We start from the raw sequence: 20140 nt of genomic DNA, 5'->3' as shown, positions 1-20140 counted from the left end.
TTTCAGTGTGTGAATTTAATAATTAGTCTAAGCAGGTGATGCAGCGTTTTATAAACTTCAAGTTAAATCACTTTCCAGTACATTAATAATTCCCACCACCATACCCCAACGGTGATATGCAGAATAAAAGTTAACAGCGCTAATATACCGCCAACAATCCACCAGGATTTAATATCATTATAACCAACCCCAAATATAACCGGGCCAGCCGCGCCACCATAATGGGTGACCATACCGCCATAGGAATTACTAAACAGCAGCGCTAAAGCGGTTAACATAACTGGCGCACCGGAAACATTCGCCAGCATGGCAAAGACCGGAACCATCGCCACAATATAGGCGCTGCCCGAGGCAAAGAAATAACGAACCAGTATACTCAACGCGACGATGACAACGAATGCCAGCGTGCTATGGCTGCCAAATGAAATGTTATCTTTCAGTAACTCGGCCAACCACAAGAAAAAATCAACTTTGGAAAGCAAAGAACTCAAACCAATGATACCGCCGTACCAAATTAGCGTGTTCCAGCCACCTTTATTTTTAATGACATCATCCCAGGTAACAATTTTTAATATCAGCATCAACGCCATGACGCAAATCGCCACCGTTGATTCATTAACCCCAAGAGAAGTGCTAAATACCCAACCCGCTAACGCCATCACAAACAAGCAGGAGAGCATTTTCTCACGTAAGGTCATCGGCCCTAAAGACTCAAGACCTTCTTTGGCAATGGCTTTATTATCTACTTTTTTTAATTCGGGCGGGTATAGCTTATAGGTTATAAGCGGTGTCAGTAACAGCATGATTAAGCCTGGCAATATGCCAGCCAATGCCCATCCGCCCCAGCTCAATTTGATATGGCAAATATCCTCAATCATTTTGAGCGCCAGGATATTACCCGCCATGGCGGTAAAGAACATATAACTGGTGGTTTTGGTAACCATATAGACGTTCATCATTAAATAATGACCAACGCGTTTTGCCGTATGCTCTGGTTCCGATCCTAGCGCGACAGCCACGCTATTGATGATAGGTAATACGATACCGCCAGCACGGGCCGTATTCGACGGTGTCGCGGGTGAAAGAATCAGATCCAGAAAGGCGGTAACATAGCCTAAGCCAAGTGTGGTACTCCCTATCTTGCCAATAAGAATGTATGCAATCCGTTTACCTAAACCAGTAATAACAAAAGCGGCACTTAAGGTAAATGCAGAAAACACCAACCAGGTGGTACCTGATGCATAACCACTTAATACGCTCGATGATTTTATTGAACCATCACCTAAATTGCCAATGACAACCATGGAGGCAGCCACAGCGACTAACAGTATGACTGGTTCAGAAAATGGTTTAATCACTAAACCAACAATTGCAGCCAGATAAATACCTGACAATACCCATGCAAGTTCAGTCAACCCAGCCGGGGCCGGAAATAGACTAATAAGCAATGGAATAGCAACAAGCAATAATAGCTTGCATAATGTTTTTTTATCCATTTTAATCCCTTACCTGAATGAATTTTATAAGTGCGCAGCCGCAATTATTCAGGGAGATAAACCATGCCAGAAAGAATTTTACGTGCGGTACGAATCACCGATGCGCGAATATTTTCAGGAGTTTCATTAGCATTACTTAAATTAACGTCAATACTTCCGCTAGGGTGTTCAACTCTGATTAATCCCTCACCCGATATTCTCGTCAGCTCGTTAACTACGGTATCAGCAATAATACAAGAACTAGCCAGACCGATAGCGCCCGTAATAGCCAACGATTTATGACAGTTGTGGGGCATGAAATACCGAACACTCAGCGTTCCACCGTGTTGAGGTGGGGCAACCAGCACTGGTTTAGGTATTACCATGTTCGAGACATCGCCAAACCCCATTGCCACGCCTGCTTGCTTACGTATTGATTCAAGGCGCTGAAAAAATTCTTTATCCTGATCTAATTCCGCCGCCGATTCATACCCTGTTTTACCCAAGCTATGCGCTGGAATAATAACCATCGGCATCGCCATATCGATACAGGTGACGCGAGTATCATCAAAAATATCAACCCGGTTGCCGGTTGGGAAAAGCTGGCCCGATTTCGCCCCGGCGGCGTTTAAGAATGTCAGGCCTACCGGGGCCGCATGCCCTGGAACGCCATCAATATGGGTATCTCCTTCATAAACAACCTGGCCGTCCGGGGTTTGAATGTCTGCGTCAACAAAGGTGTTGGTATTGACGTTTCTGATTCGCACCCGCGTTACTGGGGAATTCGCCGCGACAAGTCCTTTTTCGATAGCAAACCCGCCGACTGCGCACAGCATGTTGCCGCAATTAGGCGTAATATCAACCCGTCGCTCATTGACAATGACCTGTACAAATAAGTAGTCAATATCCGCTTGCTGGCTGGTCGATTTACTGACAATAGCCACTTTACTGGTTTGCGGACTCCCGCCGCCAATGCCATCAATTTCCAGTTCATGGCCAGAACCCATGATAGTTAATAATGTTTCATCACGTTTTTGAATATCTTCTGGTAGATCATCTGCTAACAGGAAAGCGCCTTTTGATGTTCCACCACGCATGAGAACACACGGAATTTGTTTCATAACATGTTCCTTACAAATATAAAAAGATTAAATAAACGGGGCGTAAATTTAATGCACTTAATGTATTTAAAGTTTTTTATTTACTTTATTATTCATTTACTCGCACAACCGTTTACCATCTGATTCTACTTGCAAGGAAGATAGTGATTGATAAAATATAAAAATAAGACTTATACCTACAAAACATTAATAACAACTATCGTCATGGCAATAATTAACAGAGCCATTCTATATATAAATTATTTATTTCTGATTACGGAGCAGCAATGAACAATGAACTATCCGGAATGAAAGCTTTTGTCACTGTTGCCGAGCTGGGTTCATTTAGCAAAGCGGCAGAAGTACTTAACCTGACGCAACCCGCATTGACCCGCAAAATACAAAAAATAGAAAGTAACCTCAATACAGCCCTTTTCGAAAGAACCACCCGAAAAATCATGCTCACTCAAGCAGGAAAAATGCTTCTTCCAAAGGCAAAGTCACTGATTGCCAGCCTTGATGCCGCCATTTTTAACATCAGCAACCTGACTTCTAATGTGCATGATACGGTAACGCTTTCTTGTATCCCGACGGCGGTATTTTATTTTTTACCTCGCGCCATCGTTCAATTTAATCAGCGTTACCCCCATATCAAAGTTCGAATTTATGAACAAGGTATAGAAAATTGCATGGCCTCGGTGAGAAAAGGCGAAGTCGATTTTGGAATAAATATGAACTTCATCACACATCCCGACATCGAATTTAGCCCACTCGTTAATGAACCCTTCGTGCTGGCTTGCCGGCAGGATCATCCGCTGGCCAGTAAAAAATTAGTGGAATGGCGGGAGCTCGTCTCGCAGAGATTAGTTGGCGTCAGACGCTCGAGCGGTAATCGGCAACTGATTGAAAGTTGCCTGCAGGATAAGCCATGGAAATTAGATTGGTTTTACGAAGTCAGACACTTATCCACCTCTCTGGGTCTGGTCGAGGCGGGGCTTGGCATATCGGCCTTGCCCTGCCTGGCCATGCCGCATCACGCTAACAGCGCTGTCGTCAGCGTGCCGCTGGTCGAACCGGTAATCAGGCGCACGCTTGGCATGATTCGCGTTAAAAACCGCCCTCTTTCCGCAGCGGCTGAACGCTTCGCGTCATTATTACTGCTCATGTGGACGGATGAAGCGAGCGAGTTATGGTGTAATGTGGTCGATTCACACCAGCAGCTATAACTGTCACGGCGCGAGAGCGAAAACCTCCGCCGCCCAATGTTGAAAACCCGCGACATCCAAATCCAACGCCACCTGTGCGTTGGCCGGTTGTCCCAGACGCCCTTCGATATCTACCACGGTAGCGCCAGCCGTCCAGGTCCCCTGCGTCTCTACCGCCACAAAGCAGGGTTTGAGCGTAAACAGATCCGGACGAACCAACCACGCAATAGCGCATAAATCATGCATTCTCAGACCGCTGCTCATACTGCCGCTGCGATAATGGCTAAATAACGCATGAAGCATTTTGCCTGTCTGATTGAGCGTTGGCAGTGTGACCAGATAGTCCGCACTCAGCATCGCTTTATTGGTGACGTCCAGCCCACACATCACAATCTCCAGCCCGCTCTGGAAGACTTTCGCAGCGGCTTCCGGATCAATGGCGATATTAAACTCGGCGTTGGGGGTAAAGTTGCCGCGCCCGGCCGAGCCGCCCATCAGCACCAGTCGACGAATATTAAACAGGCACTCAGGATACTGCGTTATCAGCAAGGCAATGTTGGTTAGCGGGCCGATGGCCACCAGGGTCACGGGTTCCGGCGCGTGTATCAACGCATCGCGGATCGCCTGAAATGCCGGTTTTGCCAGCGGTTGACGGTTATGTTCGACGAAAGCATAACCCTCCATGCCGGACTCGCCATGCACCGAGGCGGCATTGCGCAACGGACGTACCAGCGGCATCGACGCGCCTTGCGCCAGCGGTACATCGGCATTCCAGAAATGCAGCAGTTGCAGCGCGTTGCGGGTCGTCTTTTCCACCGAGACGTTGCCCGCCACCGTGGTCATTAATTGCAAATCCAACTGTGGCGAGAAGAGCGCGGCGGCGATCGCCGCCGCATCGTCAATACCCGGATCGGTGTCGAGAATAATCGGTAAGCGCATGGTTTTCTCCCAAAAAAAATGCCAGACGTTAAGTCTGGCATCTTCTCATACTGCTGGGTGAAAGAACTTATTCTACTTCACGGACATCTACACGCAGCTCTTTCGGCACCTCGAAAACGATATTCTCTTCACGGCCTTCCAACGGCACCGCTTCGCCGCCGCCCAGCTCCTGCAGACGGGCAATCACATTCTGCACCAGGATATCCGGGGCCGACGCGCCCGCCGTTACCCCAACGCAGGCAGCAGACTTAACCCATTGTTCCTGGATATCGGTGGCATCGTCGATAAGATAGGCCGCTTTCCCCATCCGCTGCGCCAGTTCAGCCAGGCGATTGGAGTTCGAGGAGTTTTTCGAACCGACCACCAGCACCACATCAGCCTGCTCCGCCAGCGCGCGCACGGCTTCCTGACGGTTGGTGGTGGCGTAGCAAATATCGTCTTTACGCGGGCCGACGATTTTCGGGAAGCGCTCGCGCAGCGCGTCGATAACGTCAGAAGTATCATCGACGGAGAGCGTGGTCTGGGTCATAAACGACAGTCGGGCATCGTTTTTCACTTCCAGCGTCAGCACATCCTCCGGCGACTCAACCAGATACATGCCCCCTTCGGGGTTATTGTACTGGCCCATGGTGCCTTCAACTTCCGGATGCCCGGCGTGGCCAATCAGAATCGACTCTTCGCCGCGGCGGCTGGCGCGGGCGACTTCCATATGGACTTTAGTTACCAGCGGGCAGGTAGCGTCGAAAACCGTCAGGTCACGACTCTTCGCTTCGTTGCGTACTGCCTGCGAAACCCCGTGGGCGGAGAAAATCAGGATCGCGCCGTCCGGCACTTCGCTAATCTGTTCGATAAAAATCGCCCCACGCTGGCGCAGGCTATCGACGACGTAGCGGTTATGGACAACTTCGTGACGAACGTAGATCGGCGCGCCGTACAGCGTCAGCGCGTTTTCGACAATGCTGATAGCGCGGTCAACGCCGGCGCAAAAACCGCGCGGGTTAGCCAACAGGATCTGCATCTTACCCCTCCAGCGCCGGATCGACTTCCAGCACTTCAATATCAAAATGAACGGTACGCCCGGCCAGCGGATGGTTGAAGTCGACGGTGATGGAATCGCCGTTCACTTCGCGGATCACACCGGGCATTTCGCTGCCATCCATTGCGGTAAAGAGCATAATCGCGCCGATTTCCGGCTCGCCGGCGTCGATAAACTCGCGGCGAGAGAAGTACTGGATCAGATCCGGGCTAGGTACGCCAAAGGCGGCGTCAGGTTCCAGCGAGAACGTGGTTTTATCGCCGGCTTTCAGCCCCAGCAGATGCTGCTCCAGCCCTTCGGAAAGCGAGGCATCACCAAGACGAAACAGCGCTGGTTTGCCGTTGCCGCGCGTGGATTCGGCGGTGGAGCCATCATCCAGTTTCAGCGTGAAGTGCACCAGCACCGCGCTGTTGCTCTGTACAGAGTTAGACATGCAGGTTTGCTCTTTTATATTGCCGCCGCTTGTTTGCCCGATGGCGCTGCGCTTACCGGGCCTACAAAGGGCGATATATACTGTAGGCCGGATAAGACGCTTTAGCGTCGCCATCCGGCAATTTTTTATGATGTTTTTTTATCACTGGAAGGCAAGAAGCCTTCCAGCACGATCAGCGCCGCGCCGATGCAGATGGCGCTATCGGCAAGGTTGAAGGTGGCGAAATGCCAGTCGCCGACATAGAAGTCGATCATATCGACCACAAAGCCGTGCCACAGACGGTCGAACAGGTTACCCAGCGCGCCGCCAATGATCAGCGCGTAGGCAATGTTGTTCAGCTTTTGCGTCGCCTTCGAACGATACATCAGCACCGCCAGCACCACGCAGATACCAACGGCAATCCCAGCGAAGAACCAGCGCTGCCAGCCGCCGCTGTCGGCGAGGAAGCTAAAAGCCGCGCCGTAGTTGCGCGCATAATGCAGATTAAGCGATGGAAACAGCGAAACCGTCTCCCCCAGAGCGAAGTTCTGGAGGATCAGGAATTTGCTGCCCAGATCGATAATCAGCACGGCTACGACGACCCACAGCCAGCGTAGCCCCGTTGAACAGATCGATTTACTCATCAGGCGAATTTACGTTGCTCGCCGTCACCGGCGACGTTACTGACACAGCGACCGCAGATTTCTGCGTGTTCCGCCACCTTGCCGACATCGCTGGTGTAATGCCAGCAGCGTGGGCACTTCTCGCCCTCGGCTTTGCTCAGGACCACTTTCAGCCCTTTCAGCAGATCGCTCTGCCAGGCATCAGCCGGCGCCTGTGCATAATCGGCAACGTTAGCGCCGGAGGTCAACAGGACAAATCGTAATTCTTCGCCCAGCGCGTTGAGCTTGGCCGCCAGGTCAGCATCGGCATACAGCGTAACCGCCGCTTCCAGAGAACCACCGACTTTCTTATCAGCACGCGCCTGTTCGATCACCTTGTTGACTTCGCCGCGCACTTTCAGCAGTTCATCCCAGAAATCGTCGTTCATCGCTTCGTCGTCGGCCAGGCCGAACAGGCCTTCATACCACTCGCCGGTGAAGACGTATTTTTCACGCTCGCCCGGCAGATAGCCCCAGATTTCGTCCGCGGTGAAGGACATGATCGGCGCCATCCAGCGTACCAGCGCTTCCACGATATGGAACAGCGCGGTCTGGCAGCTGCGACGCGCCACGCTGTCCGCTTTCGCGGTGTACTGGCGGTCTTTGATGATGTCGAGATAGAACGAGCCCATTTCGATGGAGCAGAAGCGCATCAGGCGCTGCACCACTTCGTGGAAGTCGTAGGATTCGTAGGCTTTGAGGATATCTTCCTGAGCCGCCTGCGCGCAGCCGACCGCCCAGCGGTCCAGAACGACCATCTCTTCCGGTTTAACCATATCTTTTGCCGGATCGAAACCGTTAAGGTTCGCCAGCAGGAAGCGCGCGGTATTACGGATACGACGATAGCTGTCCGCGGCGCGTTTGAGGATCTCATCAGAGACCGCCATTTCGCCGGTATAGTCGGTGGAAGCCACCCACAGGCGCAGAATATCGGCGCCCAGTTTGTTCATCACGTCCTGCGGGCTAACGGTGTTACCGATAGACTTGGACATTTTGCGGCCCTGACCGTCGACGGTGAAGCCGTGGGTCAGTACCTGACGATATGGCGCTTTGCCTTTCATCGCCGTGGAGATCATCAGCGAAGACATGAACCAGCCGCGATGCTGATCGGAGCCTTCCAGATACATGTCCGCGGCGTGACCGGCGAATTCCGGACGCACATCGACCACAGAAGAGTGGGTGGACCCGGAGTCAAACCACACGTCGAGGGTATCCGGCACTTTTTCGTAGCTGTCGGCGTCATCGCCAAGGATGTCGCGGGAATCGAGATCCCACCACGCCTGGATGCCGTCAACTTCAACGCGTTTCGCCACTTCTTCCATCAGTTCGAGGGTGCGCGGGTGTAGCTCGTGGGTTTCTTTATGCACGAACAGCGACATCGGCACGCCCCAGGTACGCTGACGGGAGATACACCAGTCAGGACGGTTGGCAACCATCGATTCGATACGCGCCTGGCCCCAGTCCGGGATCCACTGCACGCCTTTGATCTCTTTCAGAGACTGCGCGCGCAGGCCTTTTTGATCCATGCTGACGAACCACTGCGGGGTAGCGCGGAAGATGATCGGCGATTTGTGGCGCCAGCAGCACGGATAGCTGTGCTGCATTTTTTCCACGTGCAGCAGCGCGCCGCTGTCACGCAGCATCTCGACGATGATGTCGTTGGCTTTGAAGACGTTGATACCATCCAGAGACGGGTAAGTCCCCGGCAGATAAGAACCGTCCGGGCCAACCGGGTTGGCGATTTCCAGTCCATATTTCTGGCTGATAGTGTAGTCGTCCGGGCCGTGGCCGCCGGCGGTATGTACCGCGCCGGTACCCGCATCCAGCGTCACGTGGTCGCCAAGGATCGCCGGCACATCGAAATCGAGGAACGGATGCTTAAAGCGCATCAGTTCAAGCTCGGAACCCTGTACCGCCGCCAGGATGGTGTAATCCGCCACGCCAATGCGCTGCATCACGCTTTCCACCAGGTCTTTCGCCAGGATCAGCGCCTGGCCGTCAACCTGCACCAGCGCATAGTCGAACTCAGGCGACAGAGAGATGGCGCGGTTAGCCGGCAGGGTCCACGGCGTCGTGGTCCAGATAACCAGCGAAACCGGGCCAGTGACGTCGGCTACGCCGAATTTGGCCAATACCGCGGCTTTATCTACCGCGTGGAACGCCACATCGATAGACGGAGACGTTTTGTCATAGTACTCAACTTCCGCTTCCGCCAGCGCGGAACGGCAGTCAACGCACCAGTGCACCGGCTTAGCGCCTTTATGCAGGTGACCGTTGCCGATGATTTTACCCAGCGCGCGGATGATATTGGCTTCAGTTTTGAAGTCCATGGTCAGGTACGGACGCGACCAGTCGCCCAGCACGCCCAGGCGGATAAAGTCTTTACGCTGGCCGTCGATCTGCTCGGCGGCATATTCACGGCACTTGGCGCGGAATTCTGCGGCGGTGAATTTCTCACCCGGCTTGCCGTATTGCTGCTCGACTTTCAGTTCGATCGGCAGACCGTGGCAGTCCCAACCCGGAACGTACGGCGAGTCAAAACCCGTCAGTCCTTTGGACTTAACGATAATGTCTTTCAGAATCTTGTTAACCGAGTGACCAATATGAATGCTGCCATTCGCATAAGGAGGGCCATCATGCAGAATGAAGGTTTTTTTGCCTTTTTTCGCCGCACGGATGATGCCGTACAGGTCATCATCGGTCCAACGCGCCAGCATTCCCGGCTCGCGTTTGGCGAGGTCGCCACGCATCGGGAACCCTGTTTCCGGCAAATTCAGGGTGGATTTATAGTCACTCATCAGATTCTCGGTTCCGTTATTTCGGTTTGATAAATACCAGTAGGATTATCCCTGCCTGGTGAGCCCAAAGTACTCGCGGGCCGTTAACTCATCTCGTGCGATTTGCGCTTTTAGCTCATCCAGCGACGCAAAACGCTGCTCGTTACGTATTTTTTTACGCAGTATTACATCTATATGGCGACCGTAGAGGTCCATTACAACGTCCAGAAGGTGAACTTCCAGCTGCTGTCGCACGCCGGAGACCGTTGGACGAGTGCCAATGTTGGCGACGCCGGGTAATGGCTTATCGCCGAGCCCTGTCACTTCTACCGCAAAGACCCCTTTAACCGGGGAAACCTGACGACGCAGCGGTAAGTTCGCCGTCGGGAAACCTATGGTGCGCCCCAGCTCATCGCCGTGGACGACGCGACCTGAGATGGTAAACGGATGCCCCAGCAGGTTTTCCGCCTGCGCGAGGTCATCGTCGGCCAGCGCCTGACGCACCGCGGTGCTGCTAATACGTACGCCGCCTTCGCAGAAGGTCTGGGTACTGGTGACGTCAAAACCGTACTCCGCCCCGGCCTTCTGTAATAACAAGAAATCCCCCTGACGACCAGCGCCAAAGCGGAAATCATCGCCGACGGCAAGGAACCGCACGCCCAACTGGCGCACCAACAGTTCGCTGATGAAATCTTGCGCCGTCAGCGCCGCGAAACGCCGGTCGAAACGGACACACAGCACGTAGTCGACACCGCTTTCCGCCAGGTAGCCAAGCTTCTCACGCAGCCGCGTGATCCGCGCCGGCGCTTTATCGGCGGCAAACAGCTCCAGCGGCTGCGGCTCAAAAATCATCACCACAACCGGCAGACCGAGCTGGCGGCCCTCTGCGCGCAGGCGCTGCAGCAGCGCCTGATGCCCGCGATGCACGCCGTCGAAATTTCCAATGGTCAGCACGCACCCGTGCGGGGCCTGACTGAGATTATGTATGCCGCGTATCAGCTTCATGTCTGGCTCAAAACAGTGAAAATCGTCCGAGTATACCTTGTACAACAGGCGACGTTAACCAGCGATTGCACCTCGATTACGAAAGATCCTGCTAATTCATTCACTCAGCGTAATAATGCAGGAAAAACTATACGCAGCCGTCGATTTTTATGGTGGAAAGACTGTATTCGACTACAACAAGCTGGTAGAATCTTGCGCCATCACTACGTAATGAAGCCTCGTTATCTTAAACGGCGCTTATTTGCACAAATCCATTGACAAAAGAAGGCTAAACGGGCATATTCCTCGGCCTTTGAATTGTCCATATAGAACACATTTGGGAGTTGGACCTTGGCTAATATCAAATCAGCTAAGAAGCGCGCCGTTCAGTCTGAAAAGGCTCGCAAGCACAACGCAAGCCGTCGCTCTATGATGCGTACTTTCATCAAGAAAGTATACGCAGCTATCGAAGCTGGCGACAAAGCTGCTGCACTGAAAGCATTTAACGAAATGCAACCAATCGTGGACCGTCAGGCTGCTAAAGGTCTGATCCACAAAAACAAAGCTGCGCGTCATAAAGCAAACCTGACTGCACAGATCAACAAACTGGCTTAATCGCCCGCTTGCTGAACTTTGTTAAAAAAACCCGCGAAAGCGGGTTTTTTTATGTCTGTTGTTTGCCGGTACTTAGTTTTGCGGCTGCGCAAATAGCGATGAATAATCGCGGTTGCAGATACGCTGTACCGCGGGATGCTGAATCATTCGCTCGGCAAAAATAGCGTGATACTCCTCCATCACGTTTTCCATGCGGCCAATTTCAACAATCGACTCATCGGCATAGAAATCGTGAGCATAGAGGGTTGGCGCCACAAAAATCGCATTATGCGCCGCGCCGAAGGCTTTCATAAGCGCCGCATCGTCGAACTCGCCGAGAATTTCCACCTGCAGCCCCTGCGAATTAAACCAGTTCAGCAATTTGCGCCCGAGCATGGAACGGCGACCGGGAATGAGCAGACGACGTTCCTCAAGACAGGCGGGAAACGGTTTTTCCGGCGGCGGGTTCATACACCAGAAGCTCACCCCGCATTCACCGATTTTCACCGAGAACAGCCCTTCCTGCTGGGTTGAATCAATCGGGCAATCCGAGATAATCATATCCAGCTTATGCTGGCTCAGTTGCTCCAGCAGCATCTCGTGGGTGGATTCAAAACAGCGCAGGTGAATTTGTTCATCTTCTACTACCGCCGCATCCAGAACGCCGCTCACCAGCCGCTTGGATAGCGCATCGGCGACACCGACATCAAACAGCAGGTTCGACTCTTTGCGATAATTGACGATATCGAGCATCTCCTGGCTCAGGGTGAACATGCGATCCGCGTAGCGAAACACCAGCTCTCCCAGCTCACTGGGTTCCAGGCCTCGTCCTTTACGTTTAAAGAGTTTGCCCTGTAATCGTTCTTCCAACGCCTTAATCTGCCCGGTAATCGTCTGCGGCGTCAGATACAGCGCCTCGGCGGCGCCGACGACCGAGCCTTCCCGATAGACGTGCCAGAAGTAGTACAAATGGTTGTAATTGATATGCGACATGCTTCTCTCCCTGATATGCCCCGGAGAGCCCGCAGGCTCTCCCGATGATGTTACACGCTGTGAGGATCCGTTACGCGCTTACGCAGAATCATGTAGCCAATGATGGCTGACAGAATCGACCCGATCAGAATGCCCAGCTTGGCCCAGTTGATCAATCCGGGGTCAACGCTACTGAAGGCGAGCGTGGCGATGAAAATCGACATGGTGAAGCCGATTCCGCACAGTACGCCGACCGCCATAATCTGCGGGAAGCGGGTTCCTGGCGGCAACGAGGCCCACTTAAACTTCAGCGCCAGCCAGCAGAACAGGCTAATGCCAAGCGGCTTACCGACAAACAGCCCGGCAATAATCCCCAGAGGCAGCAGCGAAGTCAGCCCTGCGAACGTGACGCCCTGCAGCGAAACCCCGGCATTGGCAAAAGCGAACAGCGGCAGGATTAGAAACGCAACCCACGGATGCAGCACATGCTCAAGCTGCTTCGCTGGCGATTTACCATTCTGCTCCTTCAACGGGATCATAAAGCCGACGATAACCCCCGCCAGGGTCGCATGTACGCCGGATTTCAGTACTGCCGTCCACAGCACCGCACCAACCAGGATATAGATACCGGTGCGCCGCACGCCGCAGAGATTGAGCGCCGCCAGTACCACAATCGCGCCAGCGGCGACGGCCAACGACAGTACCGACAGATCGTTGGTATAAAACAGCGCGATAATCACAATCGCCCCGAGGTCATCAATAATAGCCAGCGCCATCAGGAAAATTTTCAACGCCGTTGGTACCCGGTTGCCTAATAGCGCCAAAACGCCAAGCGCAAAGGCGATATCGGTCGCCGCCGGGATAGCCCACCCTTCCCGCGCAACGGGATCCTGGGCATTGAAGGCTAAATAGATAAGCGCTGGCACCACCATGCCGCCAATCGCGGCAACCACCGGGAACACCGCCTGACGGCGGCTGGCGAGCGCCCCCTGGATCATCTCACGCTTCACCTCCAGGCCAATTAACAGGAAAAACACCGCCATTAGCGCATCGTTGATCCACAACAGCATGTTTTTGTTAATTTCCAGCGCGCCGACGCGCAGCTGTACCGGGGTATCTAAAAAAGCATGATACAGACCGCTGGTGACGCTGCTATTGGCCATCATCATCGCCAGTGCGGCGGCGCAGATTAGAATAATGCCCCCGGAAGCATCGCTACTGAAAAATCGTTGCAGATGTTTCACTTTTACTCTCACCTTATTGGTCAATAACTCGATAAAAGTATGATACAGCCGCAAACACATCGAAAAAAACAGATTTAAATTGCCATTAGAATCGCTTTTTCCGATCTTTATCGATATTTGTTAATCATAGACCACCCGCAGCAGAGTGAGCTGCTTGTCGGCATCGAGATAACTTTTCTCCACCGTTGCGTAAGCCGAAGCCAGCGAAGTGGTGATATTTTCCACAATCACGTGGCGTTCGATGCGATCGGCGCGCTGGCACAAAATCTCGCTACTTTCCGTTTCGTTCCAGCAACTTTCAGTAACTACATTGCCAAAAAATTGGATATTACCGGCAGTGTGAGCCCGCGCGCCGCCAATTGTGAACAGTGAAATGGCCGCCAGCCCTAACCAGCCTTTCTTGAATTGCATACGCCAAATCCTCGGTCTGAGGAAGCTGATAACCGGGTACAGTGCCCCGGTGCTGAGACTTAACCTTTAGCTTTCTGAATTGCCATCTGCAACGCATCCTGCGACGTGCTGCCCGGCACTACCGAGATACGCCCGGCATCCGGAGCCGCTGCCTGCGGCATCACCACAAAAGCCGGGGTTCCGGAAAAGTTCATATGCTGCGCCAGCGCCTGATTGCTCAGCAGCGCATCATGTACCGCCCCGCTCTGCTGGGCAGTTTTAACCGCCCTAATCTGCGGCTGGGTGAGATAGTGCGACGCCAGCGCGTAAACATCCTGCTCGGTGAGCTGTCCCTCCACTTTACCCGTGGCGTACAGGGCATTATGCCAGGCCAAATACTTTGCCCCGCCATCGTTCAGCCACACCTGTTCGCCGATTCTCGCCGCCAAACCAGACACCGGCCAGCGGGATGAAAAGATCGGAAACTCTTTAAAGATAAAACGCGTATCAGGATTCGATTTCACCATCGCTTCCACCACGGGCGACATCTTGCTGCACCAGGAACACTGGTAGTCAAAAAACATCACCACCGCCGCTTTAGCATCCGCCGGGCCAACGGAGGGAGAGCTGTCGCTCAGCAGCTCAGAGCGGTACTGCAGCGCCAGCTGCACATAAGCCTGCTTCTGGGCAACCTGCTGGCGCTGATGTAGCGTTTCGCTGGCGGCAATCAGGAATTCGGGATGATCCGCCAGATAGGTCGCTACCGCTTCGCCAACTTTATCCGGATGGCTGGCGATATACGCCTCAGCGGTCGGCCCAATATCACCTATCGCCGGGTCGGTCTTCGCCGCCAACGTGGAAAAAGAGATGATGCCGCCAAGCGCTAGCCACGCCGCCGATTTACAGGAAAGTTTGCGCATTATTGAGTTCTCATTATCAAGTTCAGGGGATGCCCACAGGGGCGGAATAAAATCGTCATCACCGTTGCATCGTTACCGTGACCGGCGGCATTACGCCCCCGGCATCGTTGAGGCTTTGCCACCGCACGGCGCAGCGCGTCGTTTGTCGACACCAGTCTGTGCGGCGGGTAGAAAACGGCGCGACCACGCCGGCGGCGTCGATCGGCGACCCGTTGACGCGGGTTGAAAAGAGGGTGACGTAATAGGGACCTGGATTACGTACCGTCAGCCCATCCGCCGTTAAGTTCCAGACCAGTTGACGATAGGCCTGCTGCGGATCGCCGGTTAGCCCCACAGGTCGATAAATCAGTTTTAACGCCGAGCGAAATGCCATCTGCACGCTATTGGCGCCGGTTTTTCCCGATGGAATAGCGGCAATGCTCAGCGCAAACAAGCTTTCACGATCCCGCGCCAGCGCCTCGCCGCTCCATGCGACACGCAGTGTGTTCTCCTGGCCTGCGCGCAATAAAAAGAGCGGCGGCGTGACCACGAATGGCGGTTTTCGAGGCGACAAATCATCGGCGCCGGGCCAGCGTCCACTGCTCAGTACGTGGCTGTCCACCAGCCAGTCACTATCCGAGGTATTGCGCAGCGGAACGCTCAGCGTCGTCCGCTCGGCGTGATAAATAAAGCGCGTGCCGCCAATCACCACGCCTGCATGGCTTATTGCTACGGGCAGCAGCCAGAGCCCTGGCCAGTAGAAAAGTCTTCTATTCATAACTCAGTACGAAAGTCGCGGAAGCATCGGCAGCCCCCGGCGCCACCGGGGCGCCATCAGCCACATAGCGGGCATAAAACTGTAAACGTTCGGACGCGGCGCCCGCGGTGAGCGCCAGCACATCGCTCTGCGCCCCCGGCGCGATTTGCTGTTTATTCTTGTCATAGAGCGCAATTCCTATACCGCTTGCGGTATCCGCTCCGGTATTCACCGCGAACAAATCGCCATCTTGCGGATCGCTGGTACCGCTAAAGCTCACCGTTACGCCGCTGGCAGTACTGCCGCAATTTTGTAGCGTGATCGAAAAAGGCTGCCACTCCGCGCCGGCGCCTGCCTGATAAAACTGGCGGTTGCTAACGGTTCCCATATCGACCTGAATGTTCTCGGAATCCGGCGACAGCGTGCAGGTGTTGTCGGTAATGGTTCCGGTGACGTAGACCCGGCCGTCATGGGCCAGCGCACCGCTTGCCGCCAGAGCCAGCCCCCAGCAGAGGTACAGTTTTTTAATCATTGCCGCGCGCCTATTCATATTGCAGGTCGAAATACATCACCGCCGTCGCATTGCCGGAGGTCACGGTTGGCCGGGTAGATTTGTAGCGGATATAGAACGATAAGGTATTGCGGCCCGTTTTCAGCGGGTAGACCACCGAACTGGTGTTATTGATGCTGACGGCATCCTGGTCCTCATCAAGGATCTCCACGCCAACGCCGCTTGCCAGCATTTTTTCGCTACCCATGCCGGTATCGCTCAATGCCAGCAGCGCCGGGTTGTCGCTGTCGGCAGTGCCGGTAAACCAGATTTTGCTGCCGGTAATGCCGCGCGAGCAGTTTTTCAGGTTGATGTTGAACGGCTTGAACTTCGTCGTCGTACCGGTAGAGGGGAAATCCTCCACAGAGAACTGACCTAAATCGATACTCTGGCTGAGGCTGGAAATTTCGATATCGCAGGTTTGCGCGACAATGGTGCCGGTGAATTCCAGGTTGTAGCCGCTATCGTCGGCATAGCAACCGCTGCCGCATAGCAGAATGAATAAGAAGAAGTAACGAATCAGGCGCATTTAGTCGAAATCCACCCGTAAGTTAGCCAGCGCGGTGAAGGCCCCCTCCGCCGGCGTCTGGCCGGTGGTACTGACTGGATACGCCTGTAGGGAAATAGTCGCGCGTCCGTATTCATCCGTCGTGAAAGGCTCGACGCTGCTGGCGTCATTCGGCGTTAATACCGCGCCGTCGCTGCTCTCAACCACCACGCCAACATCAGGATTGTCGGAGGCAATGGCCTGGCTTAAGTGGCTATCGGCGGTGGCTATCAACCGCAGACTTAAGTTGACCTGTGAATCCACCCCACTGCACTTCACCGGCACGGTGAATCTTTTCTTACGGACACCGCTCGGTTTTTCCCCGGCGCGATTGAAGCCGCCGCTGTACAGCGAGCCAAAATCCACAAGAATGGTTTGCCCGGCGTTAATTTCGCAGCTTTGCGGCACGGTCACGCTGCCGCTGTAGACAATGCTGTACACCAGATTACTCAGTGGATCGTCGCCAGTGGTAGTGACATAGACATTAAACATGGTCTTCGGCTCGATATTTACCGTGCCAATAAATGGCTTCACAACCTTAAGCTGGAATACCAGATTCGAATCATGTACCGGAAAAGGCGAGCCATTGTTAACGTTGGCGTCATAGCCCATATAGACATAATCCATTGGTGGATAAAATTCCCCGGCCGCCGAATCTTCAATGCGCATTGCTCCTTCAAGATAGGTGCCATCCAGCTGCATATATTTCCAGTCGCCGTTGGTTTCCACTATCGATGAAGAAGCGACATACGAACGATACGTTCGCCCCGAATCCGAAGAGCCGGCGGGACAAACCGCCTGCACGTTCACATCCTGGTTTTTACTAAGTTGCGTGGTCGTACCGGCCTGATTCTGCGCCGCCGTTAGCGTCGTCGTCAGGTCATAATCGACCGTTGCAGGCGAGCCATTGGTGTTCTGGCAAACGGCCGCCAGACTACCGCGGGCCAGCAGCAGCCCCATTAACAGCACAAGAAAAGAGACAGGCTTCATTTAGCGACATTCCAGATGCTGACGCGCCAAAGGCTGGCTAACGTCAGGGAGATGATAATGAGTGAGACATTGTTGGTCAGGATGCTGTCCCCATTGTGCTTTCAGCGTGCCCTGCGGGCTAAGGCCTGAGAGATACACTTCGCCATCGTCGCCAACGATGCCTTCTTCCGCCGCGCCAGCAATGGATACCGTAGCGCCAAACGGCAGCGGTTTCCCGTAATGGCTTAGCGTCAATAGCGCGCGCTCGCCGATCCGGGCAGTAAAGTTGGCCAGCACCAACGCCCCTTGGGTGGGAACGACATTGATCACCGCATCATCGATATCGACATCGTCTTTTAGCGAGTTGACGTCCAGCGCCATGCGATTCTGGCGGTAAGTAGTGGCATACGGTACCACCGCGTAGCCGCGGCCATCGGTGTGGATCCCCGGCTGATCTTCGATATTGACATTCCCTGCCCCCGGCACGGCGATAAGAACATTGGTATCGCCCAACGGCTGGCTGAGGGTCAGACCATGAGCATGCGCGACCATGCCGCCGCTGAGGCCATAGTTCAGTTGCCGATAATCACCATGGTTGCTTTTGTTGTAGCCGACATTCAGGTTGCCCTTTGCCCCGTCGTATTCGAGGCTGGCGGAGCCGCTCGCACCACCCCCCTGATTCTGATAGCCCTGCTGGACGCTATAGCTCAGGTTGTTTTGATCCAGTAACATGCCGCTGATACCGCTATTTTGCGTCACGCCGCCGTGTCCATCGCTACTGGTGGAAAACGTCGCATAAACGTTATGACGACGCTGGGTAATATCGTCGCCGTGAGAAAGCCACTGGCTGAGCGGTAGCGAAAGATTGAGCGCCAGCGCCTGGTCCCGTTCCTCCTCGCCGGGCGCGCGGCTGCTGCTATATGACAGGCTCCACGAGACCCCAGCCAGCGTGTCGCTGTAGCCGATTTGCAGTAATTTATTGGTTTCATCGGTGTGCCAATAGCTCTGTTGGCTACCGGTGACATACAGTGAGCCAAAATGACCGAACTGTTGAGAGAGGTTGATCTGTACCTTGCCGCGTTTGGTGTAATACAGGTTGTAGTCATCGCCAGTATCGCGATCGCCGTCATCCTCCTGAGGGTCGTTATAGCCTGACATCCGCTTCCACGCGGTATCATCAAGGGTATAAAAACCAGAGGTTGAGTAGCGATACCCCAACAATTGAAAATGGGTGCCCAGGTCGTTTAAGGATTTGGCATATAAAAAGCGCAGCGATTGCCCCTGATGTTCGCTCTCATCCGCCAGCGTACTGTAGGCTTGCGTAAGATCGACGGAAATCGCCCCCCAGTCGCCGAAGTTAGCTCCAGTGCCCAGCGCCAGGGCGCGGTAATCGGAGGAAAACTGCGTTCCGCCGTACAGCGTAAAGCCATGCGGCAACCCCCACATCAGGGTCGCCTGGCCGAAACTCACCTCTCGTTTCTGGCTGCTATCACCGCGATAGGTCGCCGCGGTGGCGGCATATTTCACCCGCCCCTCGCGTTGCAGAACCGGTACGGCGGCATAAGGCACGTTATAGCTGGAGATGCTGCCGTCGGACTCCTTGATCTCGACGTTGAGATCGCCGCTGGAGGAGGTCGGATAGAGATCGTCGATGGTGAATGCGCCAGGCGGTACATAGCGCTGGTCGATGGTGTAGCCGTTCTGACGTATCGTCACCTGAGCGTTGCTTTTGGCGATGCCGTGGATAGTCGGCGCGAAGCCTTTCATGCTGTCCGGCAGCATATTGTCGTCAGACGCCAGCTGTAGCCCACGAAACGGCAGGCTGTCGAAAACGCCCGCGGGGGTGTAGCTATCGCCCGCCGTCAACTCGCCTTTCAGCGCCGCCACATCACGTTCAACGTAGGTGCTGATGTGCTGCCAGTCGCTTTTCTGTTGCTGATTATCGCTGTTGTAGTTCCATGTCGAGTAATCACGTAAACGCCAGGCGCCAAGATTTACTCCGCTATTGAGGCCGAGGAAATAACTATCGCTATTGCCGCCGCCAACGCTGCGGTCCCGGCTATTCGCGCCGGTAAACGTATAGTTGAGCAACAACGCATTGATACCTTCATCCCAGTTTTGTGGCGGAATATAGCCCCGCGCCTGGTTGTTTAGCGCCGCCTGCGGAATACTGATATTGAGACGCTGCTGGCTAAAGTCAAAAACGCTGGAAGCCGCAGGGATCGCAGCAGCAAGATCGACGCAGTCGCCCGCAGCGGCCTTCGCCAACTGCGGAAATGCGCTGATATTCACATTCATGCCGTTGAGCATCTCAGGTGTCAGGCACGCGCGAAGGCCTGATCCATCGGCAGACTGCTGGTTCGCACGAAAAGCAATATCGCGCGTCGTCAACAATGCGCCATTAAGGTAGACATCGACCCGATAAACCCCTGGTGCCTGGCCATTATCCTCAAAGTGGGAAAGATCGGCGATCTTCGACGGATCGTCAGATAAAAAAGCCGGGTTAAAATAGTTTTCGGCCCAGCTACGCGGCAGCGTGCATAGGCTTGCCGAGATCAGAGCCAGGCTGATAAGCGCCGGAAGTCTACCCACCGTCAACTGGCGAGCGGCGACATCGAGTTTCAACAC

General features: G+C 54.1%; 19 protein-coding genes. 2 read left to right on the top strand and 17 right to left on the bottom strand.

Annotated elements, in window-relative coordinates:
- Positions 1–62 precede the first annotated feature (62 nt).
- Both ABLU86_RS13465 and ABLU86_RS13460 read right to left on the bottom strand, forming a co-directional pair.
- Positions 63–1496 carry an anion permease gene (locus ABLU86_RS13465; RefSeq protein WP_163389678.1) on the bottom strand — a complete coding sequence of 478 codons (1434 nt, stop codon included), beginning with the start codon at positions 1494–1496 and terminating at the stop codon, positions 63–65.
- Positions 1497–1540: 44 nt separating this feature from the next.
- On the bottom strand, positions 1541–2596 hold the full coding sequence (locus ABLU86_RS13460) for a 4-oxalomesaconate tautomerase (RefSeq protein ID WP_348796309.1): 1056 nt from the start codon (positions 2594–2596) through the stop codon (positions 1541–1543).
- A gap of 266 nt (positions 2597–2862) precedes the next feature.
- On the opposite strand from ABLU86_RS13460, the gene ABLU86_RS13455 reads away from it, so the two are divergent.
- Positions 2863–3801: a LysR family transcriptional regulator gene (locus ABLU86_RS13455; RefSeq protein ID WP_020079641.1), complete on the top strand. Its 939-nt coding sequence runs from the start codon at positions 2863–2865 to the stop codon at positions 3799–3801.
- 3 nt (positions 3802–3804) lie between these two features.
- On the opposite strand, the gene rihC is transcribed toward ABLU86_RS13455, so the two are convergent.
- From rihC to ribF, 6 genes are all read right to left on the bottom strand, one after another.
- Positions 3805–4719 (bottom strand): ribonucleoside hydrolase RihC, encoded by a 915-nt coding sequence (rihC, locus tag ABLU86_RS13450; RefSeq protein ID WP_020079642.1) that lies wholly within the window; start codon positions 4717–4719, stop codon positions 3805–3807.
- 67 nt (positions 4720–4786) lie between these two features.
- The gene (ispH, locus tag ABLU86_RS13445; protein ID WP_015368325.1) at positions 4787–5737 is read right to left on the bottom strand and encodes a 4-hydroxy-3-methylbut-2-enyl diphosphate reductase; all 951 of its coding nucleotides are present in this window, start codon (positions 5735–5737) and stop codon (positions 4787–4789) included.
- A gap of 1 nt (position 5738) precedes the next feature.
- A complete protein-coding gene (gene fkpB, locus ABLU86_RS13440; RefSeq protein ID WP_015368326.1) occupies positions 5739–6188 on the bottom strand; it encodes an FKBP-type peptidyl-prolyl cis-trans isomerase in 450 nt (149 codons plus the stop codon).
- 125 nt (positions 6189–6313) lie between these two features.
- Positions 6314–6811 carry a signal peptidase II gene (lspA, locus tag ABLU86_RS13435; protein ID WP_015368327.1) on the bottom strand — a complete coding sequence of 166 codons (498 nt, stop codon included), beginning with the start codon at positions 6809–6811 and terminating at the stop codon, positions 6314–6316.
- The gene (gene ileS, locus ABLU86_RS13430; protein WP_015704353.1) at positions 6811–9627 is read right to left on the bottom strand and encodes an isoleucine--tRNA ligase; all 2817 of its coding nucleotides are present in this window, start codon (positions 9625–9627) and stop codon (positions 6811–6813) included. The genes lspA and ileS overlap by 1 nt, the downstream gene beginning before the upstream one ends.
- A gap of 45 nt (positions 9628–9672) precedes the next feature.
- Entirely contained in the window at positions 9673–10611 is a 939-nt protein-coding gene (ribF, locus tag ABLU86_RS13425) for a bifunctional riboflavin kinase/FAD synthetase (RefSeq protein WP_015704352.1), read from the bottom strand.
- A gap of 330 nt (positions 10612–10941) precedes the next feature.
- Between ribF and rpsT the strand changes: the two genes are divergently transcribed.
- Positions 10942–11205, top strand: a complete 264-nt coding sequence (gene rpsT / locus ABLU86_RS13420; protein ID WP_001518655.1) for a 30S ribosomal protein S20 — start codon at positions 10942–10944, stop codon at positions 11203–11205.
- Positions 11206–11277: 72 nt separating this feature from the next.
- Here the strand turns inward: rpsT and nhaR are convergent, their stop codons facing one another.
- The 9 genes from nhaR to ABLU86_RS13375 form a co-directional block, all read right to left on the bottom strand.
- Positions 11278–12177, bottom strand: a complete 900-nt coding sequence (nhaR, locus tag ABLU86_RS13415; protein WP_015368331.1) for a transcriptional activator NhaR — start codon at positions 12175–12177, stop codon at positions 11278–11280.
- Positions 12178–12227: 50 nt separating this feature from the next.
- Positions 12228–13400: a Na+/H+ antiporter NhaA gene (gene nhaA / locus ABLU86_RS13410; RefSeq protein ID WP_015704351.1), complete on the bottom strand. Its 1173-nt coding sequence runs from the start codon at positions 13398–13400 to the stop codon at positions 12228–12230.
- Between the two features lie 120 nt (positions 13401–13520).
- Positions 13521–13811, bottom strand: coding sequence for a hypothetical protein (locus ABLU86_RS13405; protein WP_015704350.1), 291 nt, complete (start codon positions 13809–13811; stop codon positions 13521–13523).
- 59 nt (positions 13812–13870) lie between these two features.
- On the bottom strand, positions 13871–14710 hold the full coding sequence (locus ABLU86_RS13400) for a DsbA family protein (protein ID WP_048230094.1): 840 nt from the start codon (positions 14708–14710) through the stop codon (positions 13871–13873).
- A 58-nt stretch (positions 14711–14768) separates the two neighbouring features.
- Positions 14769–15467, bottom strand: a complete 699-nt coding sequence (locus ABLU86_RS13395) for a pili/flagellar-assembly chaperone (RefSeq protein WP_046883347.1) — start codon at positions 15465–15467, stop codon at positions 14769–14771.
- Positions 15460–15978 carry a fimbrial protein BcfF gene (locus ABLU86_RS13390; protein WP_032710055.1) on the bottom strand — a complete coding sequence of 173 codons (519 nt, stop codon included), beginning with the start codon at positions 15976–15978 and terminating at the stop codon, positions 15460–15462. Before ABLU86_RS13390 ends, ABLU86_RS13395 begins: the two co-directional genes overlap by 8 nt.
- Before the next feature lie 10 nt (positions 15979–15988).
- The gene (locus tag ABLU86_RS13385; RefSeq protein ID WP_046883348.1) at positions 15989–16525 is read right to left on the bottom strand and encodes a fimbrial protein BcfE; all 537 of its coding nucleotides are present in this window, start codon (positions 16523–16525) and stop codon (positions 15989–15991) included.
- Positions 16526–17533: a fimbrial protein BcfD gene (locus ABLU86_RS13380; RefSeq protein ID WP_047036877.1), complete on the bottom strand. Its 1008-nt coding sequence runs from the start codon at positions 17531–17533 to the stop codon at positions 16526–16528.
- Positions 17534–20137: a fimbrial biogenesis usher protein gene (locus tag ABLU86_RS13375; protein ID WP_164514947.1), complete on the bottom strand. Its 2604-nt coding sequence runs from the start codon at positions 20135–20137 to the stop codon at positions 17534–17536.
- Positions 20138–20140 lie beyond the last annotated feature (3 nt).

Source organism: Klebsiella sp. JN_Kp121, from assembly GCF_040062145.1.
GTDB classification, from domain to species: Bacteria; Pseudomonadota; Gammaproteobacteria; order Enterobacterales; family Enterobacteriaceae; genus Klebsiella; species Klebsiella aerogenes.
The sequence above is the reverse complement of the archived record's forward strand: the minus strand, read 5'-3'. Positions and strand labels throughout refer to the sequence as shown.

Excerpts from the sequence above, each read along its gene's own strand:
- fkpB (WP_015368326.1), bottom strand. The coding sequence starts at position 6,188 with ATGTCTAACTCTGTACAGAGCAACAGCGCGGTGCTGGTGCACTTCACG.
- nhaR (WP_015368331.1), bottom strand. The coding sequence starts at position 12,177 with ATGTCGCATATCAATTACAACCATTTGTACTACTTCTGGCACGTCTAT.
- ABLU86_RS13455 (WP_020079641.1), top strand. The coding sequence starts at position 2,863 with ATGAACAATGAACTATCCGGAATGAAAGCTTTTGTCACTGTTGCCGAG.
- ABLU86_RS13395 (WP_046883347.1), bottom strand. The coding sequence starts at position 15,467 with ATGAATAGAAGACTTTTCTACTGGCCAGGGCTCTGGCTGCTGCCCGTA.
- ABLU86_RS13465 (WP_163389678.1), bottom strand. The coding sequence starts at position 1,496 with ATGGATAAAAAAACATTATGCAAGCTATTATTGCTTGTTGCTATTCCA.
- ABLU86_RS13400 (WP_048230094.1), bottom strand. The coding sequence starts at position 14,710 with ATGCGCAAACTTTCCTGTAAATCGGCGGCGTGGCTAGCGCTTGGCGGC.
- ABLU86_RS13385 (WP_046883348.1), bottom strand. The coding sequence starts at position 16,525 with ATGCGCCTGATTCGTTACTTCTTCTTATTCATTCTGCTATGCGGCAGC.
- ribF (WP_015704352.1), bottom strand. The coding sequence starts at position 10,611 with ATGAAGCTGATACGCGGCATACATAATCTCAGTCAGGCCCCGCACGGG.
- ABLU86_RS13380 (WP_047036877.1), bottom strand. The coding sequence starts at position 17,533 with ATGAAGCCTGTCTCTTTTCTTGTGCTGTTAATGGGGCTGCTGCTGGCC.
- ABLU86_RS13460 (WP_348796309.1), bottom strand. The coding sequence starts at position 2,596 with ATGAAACAAATTCCGTGTGTTCTCATGCGTGGTGGAACATCAAAAGGC.
- lspA (WP_015368327.1), bottom strand. The coding sequence starts at position 6,811 with ATGAGTAAATCGATCTGTTCAACGGGGCTACGCTGGCTGTGGGTCGTC.
- rihC (WP_020079642.1), bottom strand. The coding sequence starts at position 4,719 with ATGCGCTTACCGATTATTCTCGACACCGATCCGGGTATTGACGATGCG.
- ispH (WP_015368325.1), bottom strand. The coding sequence starts at position 5,737 with ATGCAGATCCTGTTGGCTAACCCGCGCGGTTTTTGCGCCGGCGTTGAC.
- ABLU86_RS13405 (WP_015704350.1), bottom strand. The coding sequence starts at position 13,811 with ATGCAATTCAAGAAAGGCTGGTTAGGGCTGGCGGCCATTTCACTGTTC.
- ABLU86_RS13390 (WP_032710055.1), bottom strand. The coding sequence starts at position 15,978 with ATGATTAAAAAACTGTACCTCTGCTGGGGGCTGGCTCTGGCGGCAAGC.
- ileS (WP_015704353.1), bottom strand. The coding sequence starts at position 9,627 with ATGAGTGACTATAAATCCACCCTGAATTTGCCGGAAACAGGGTTCCCG.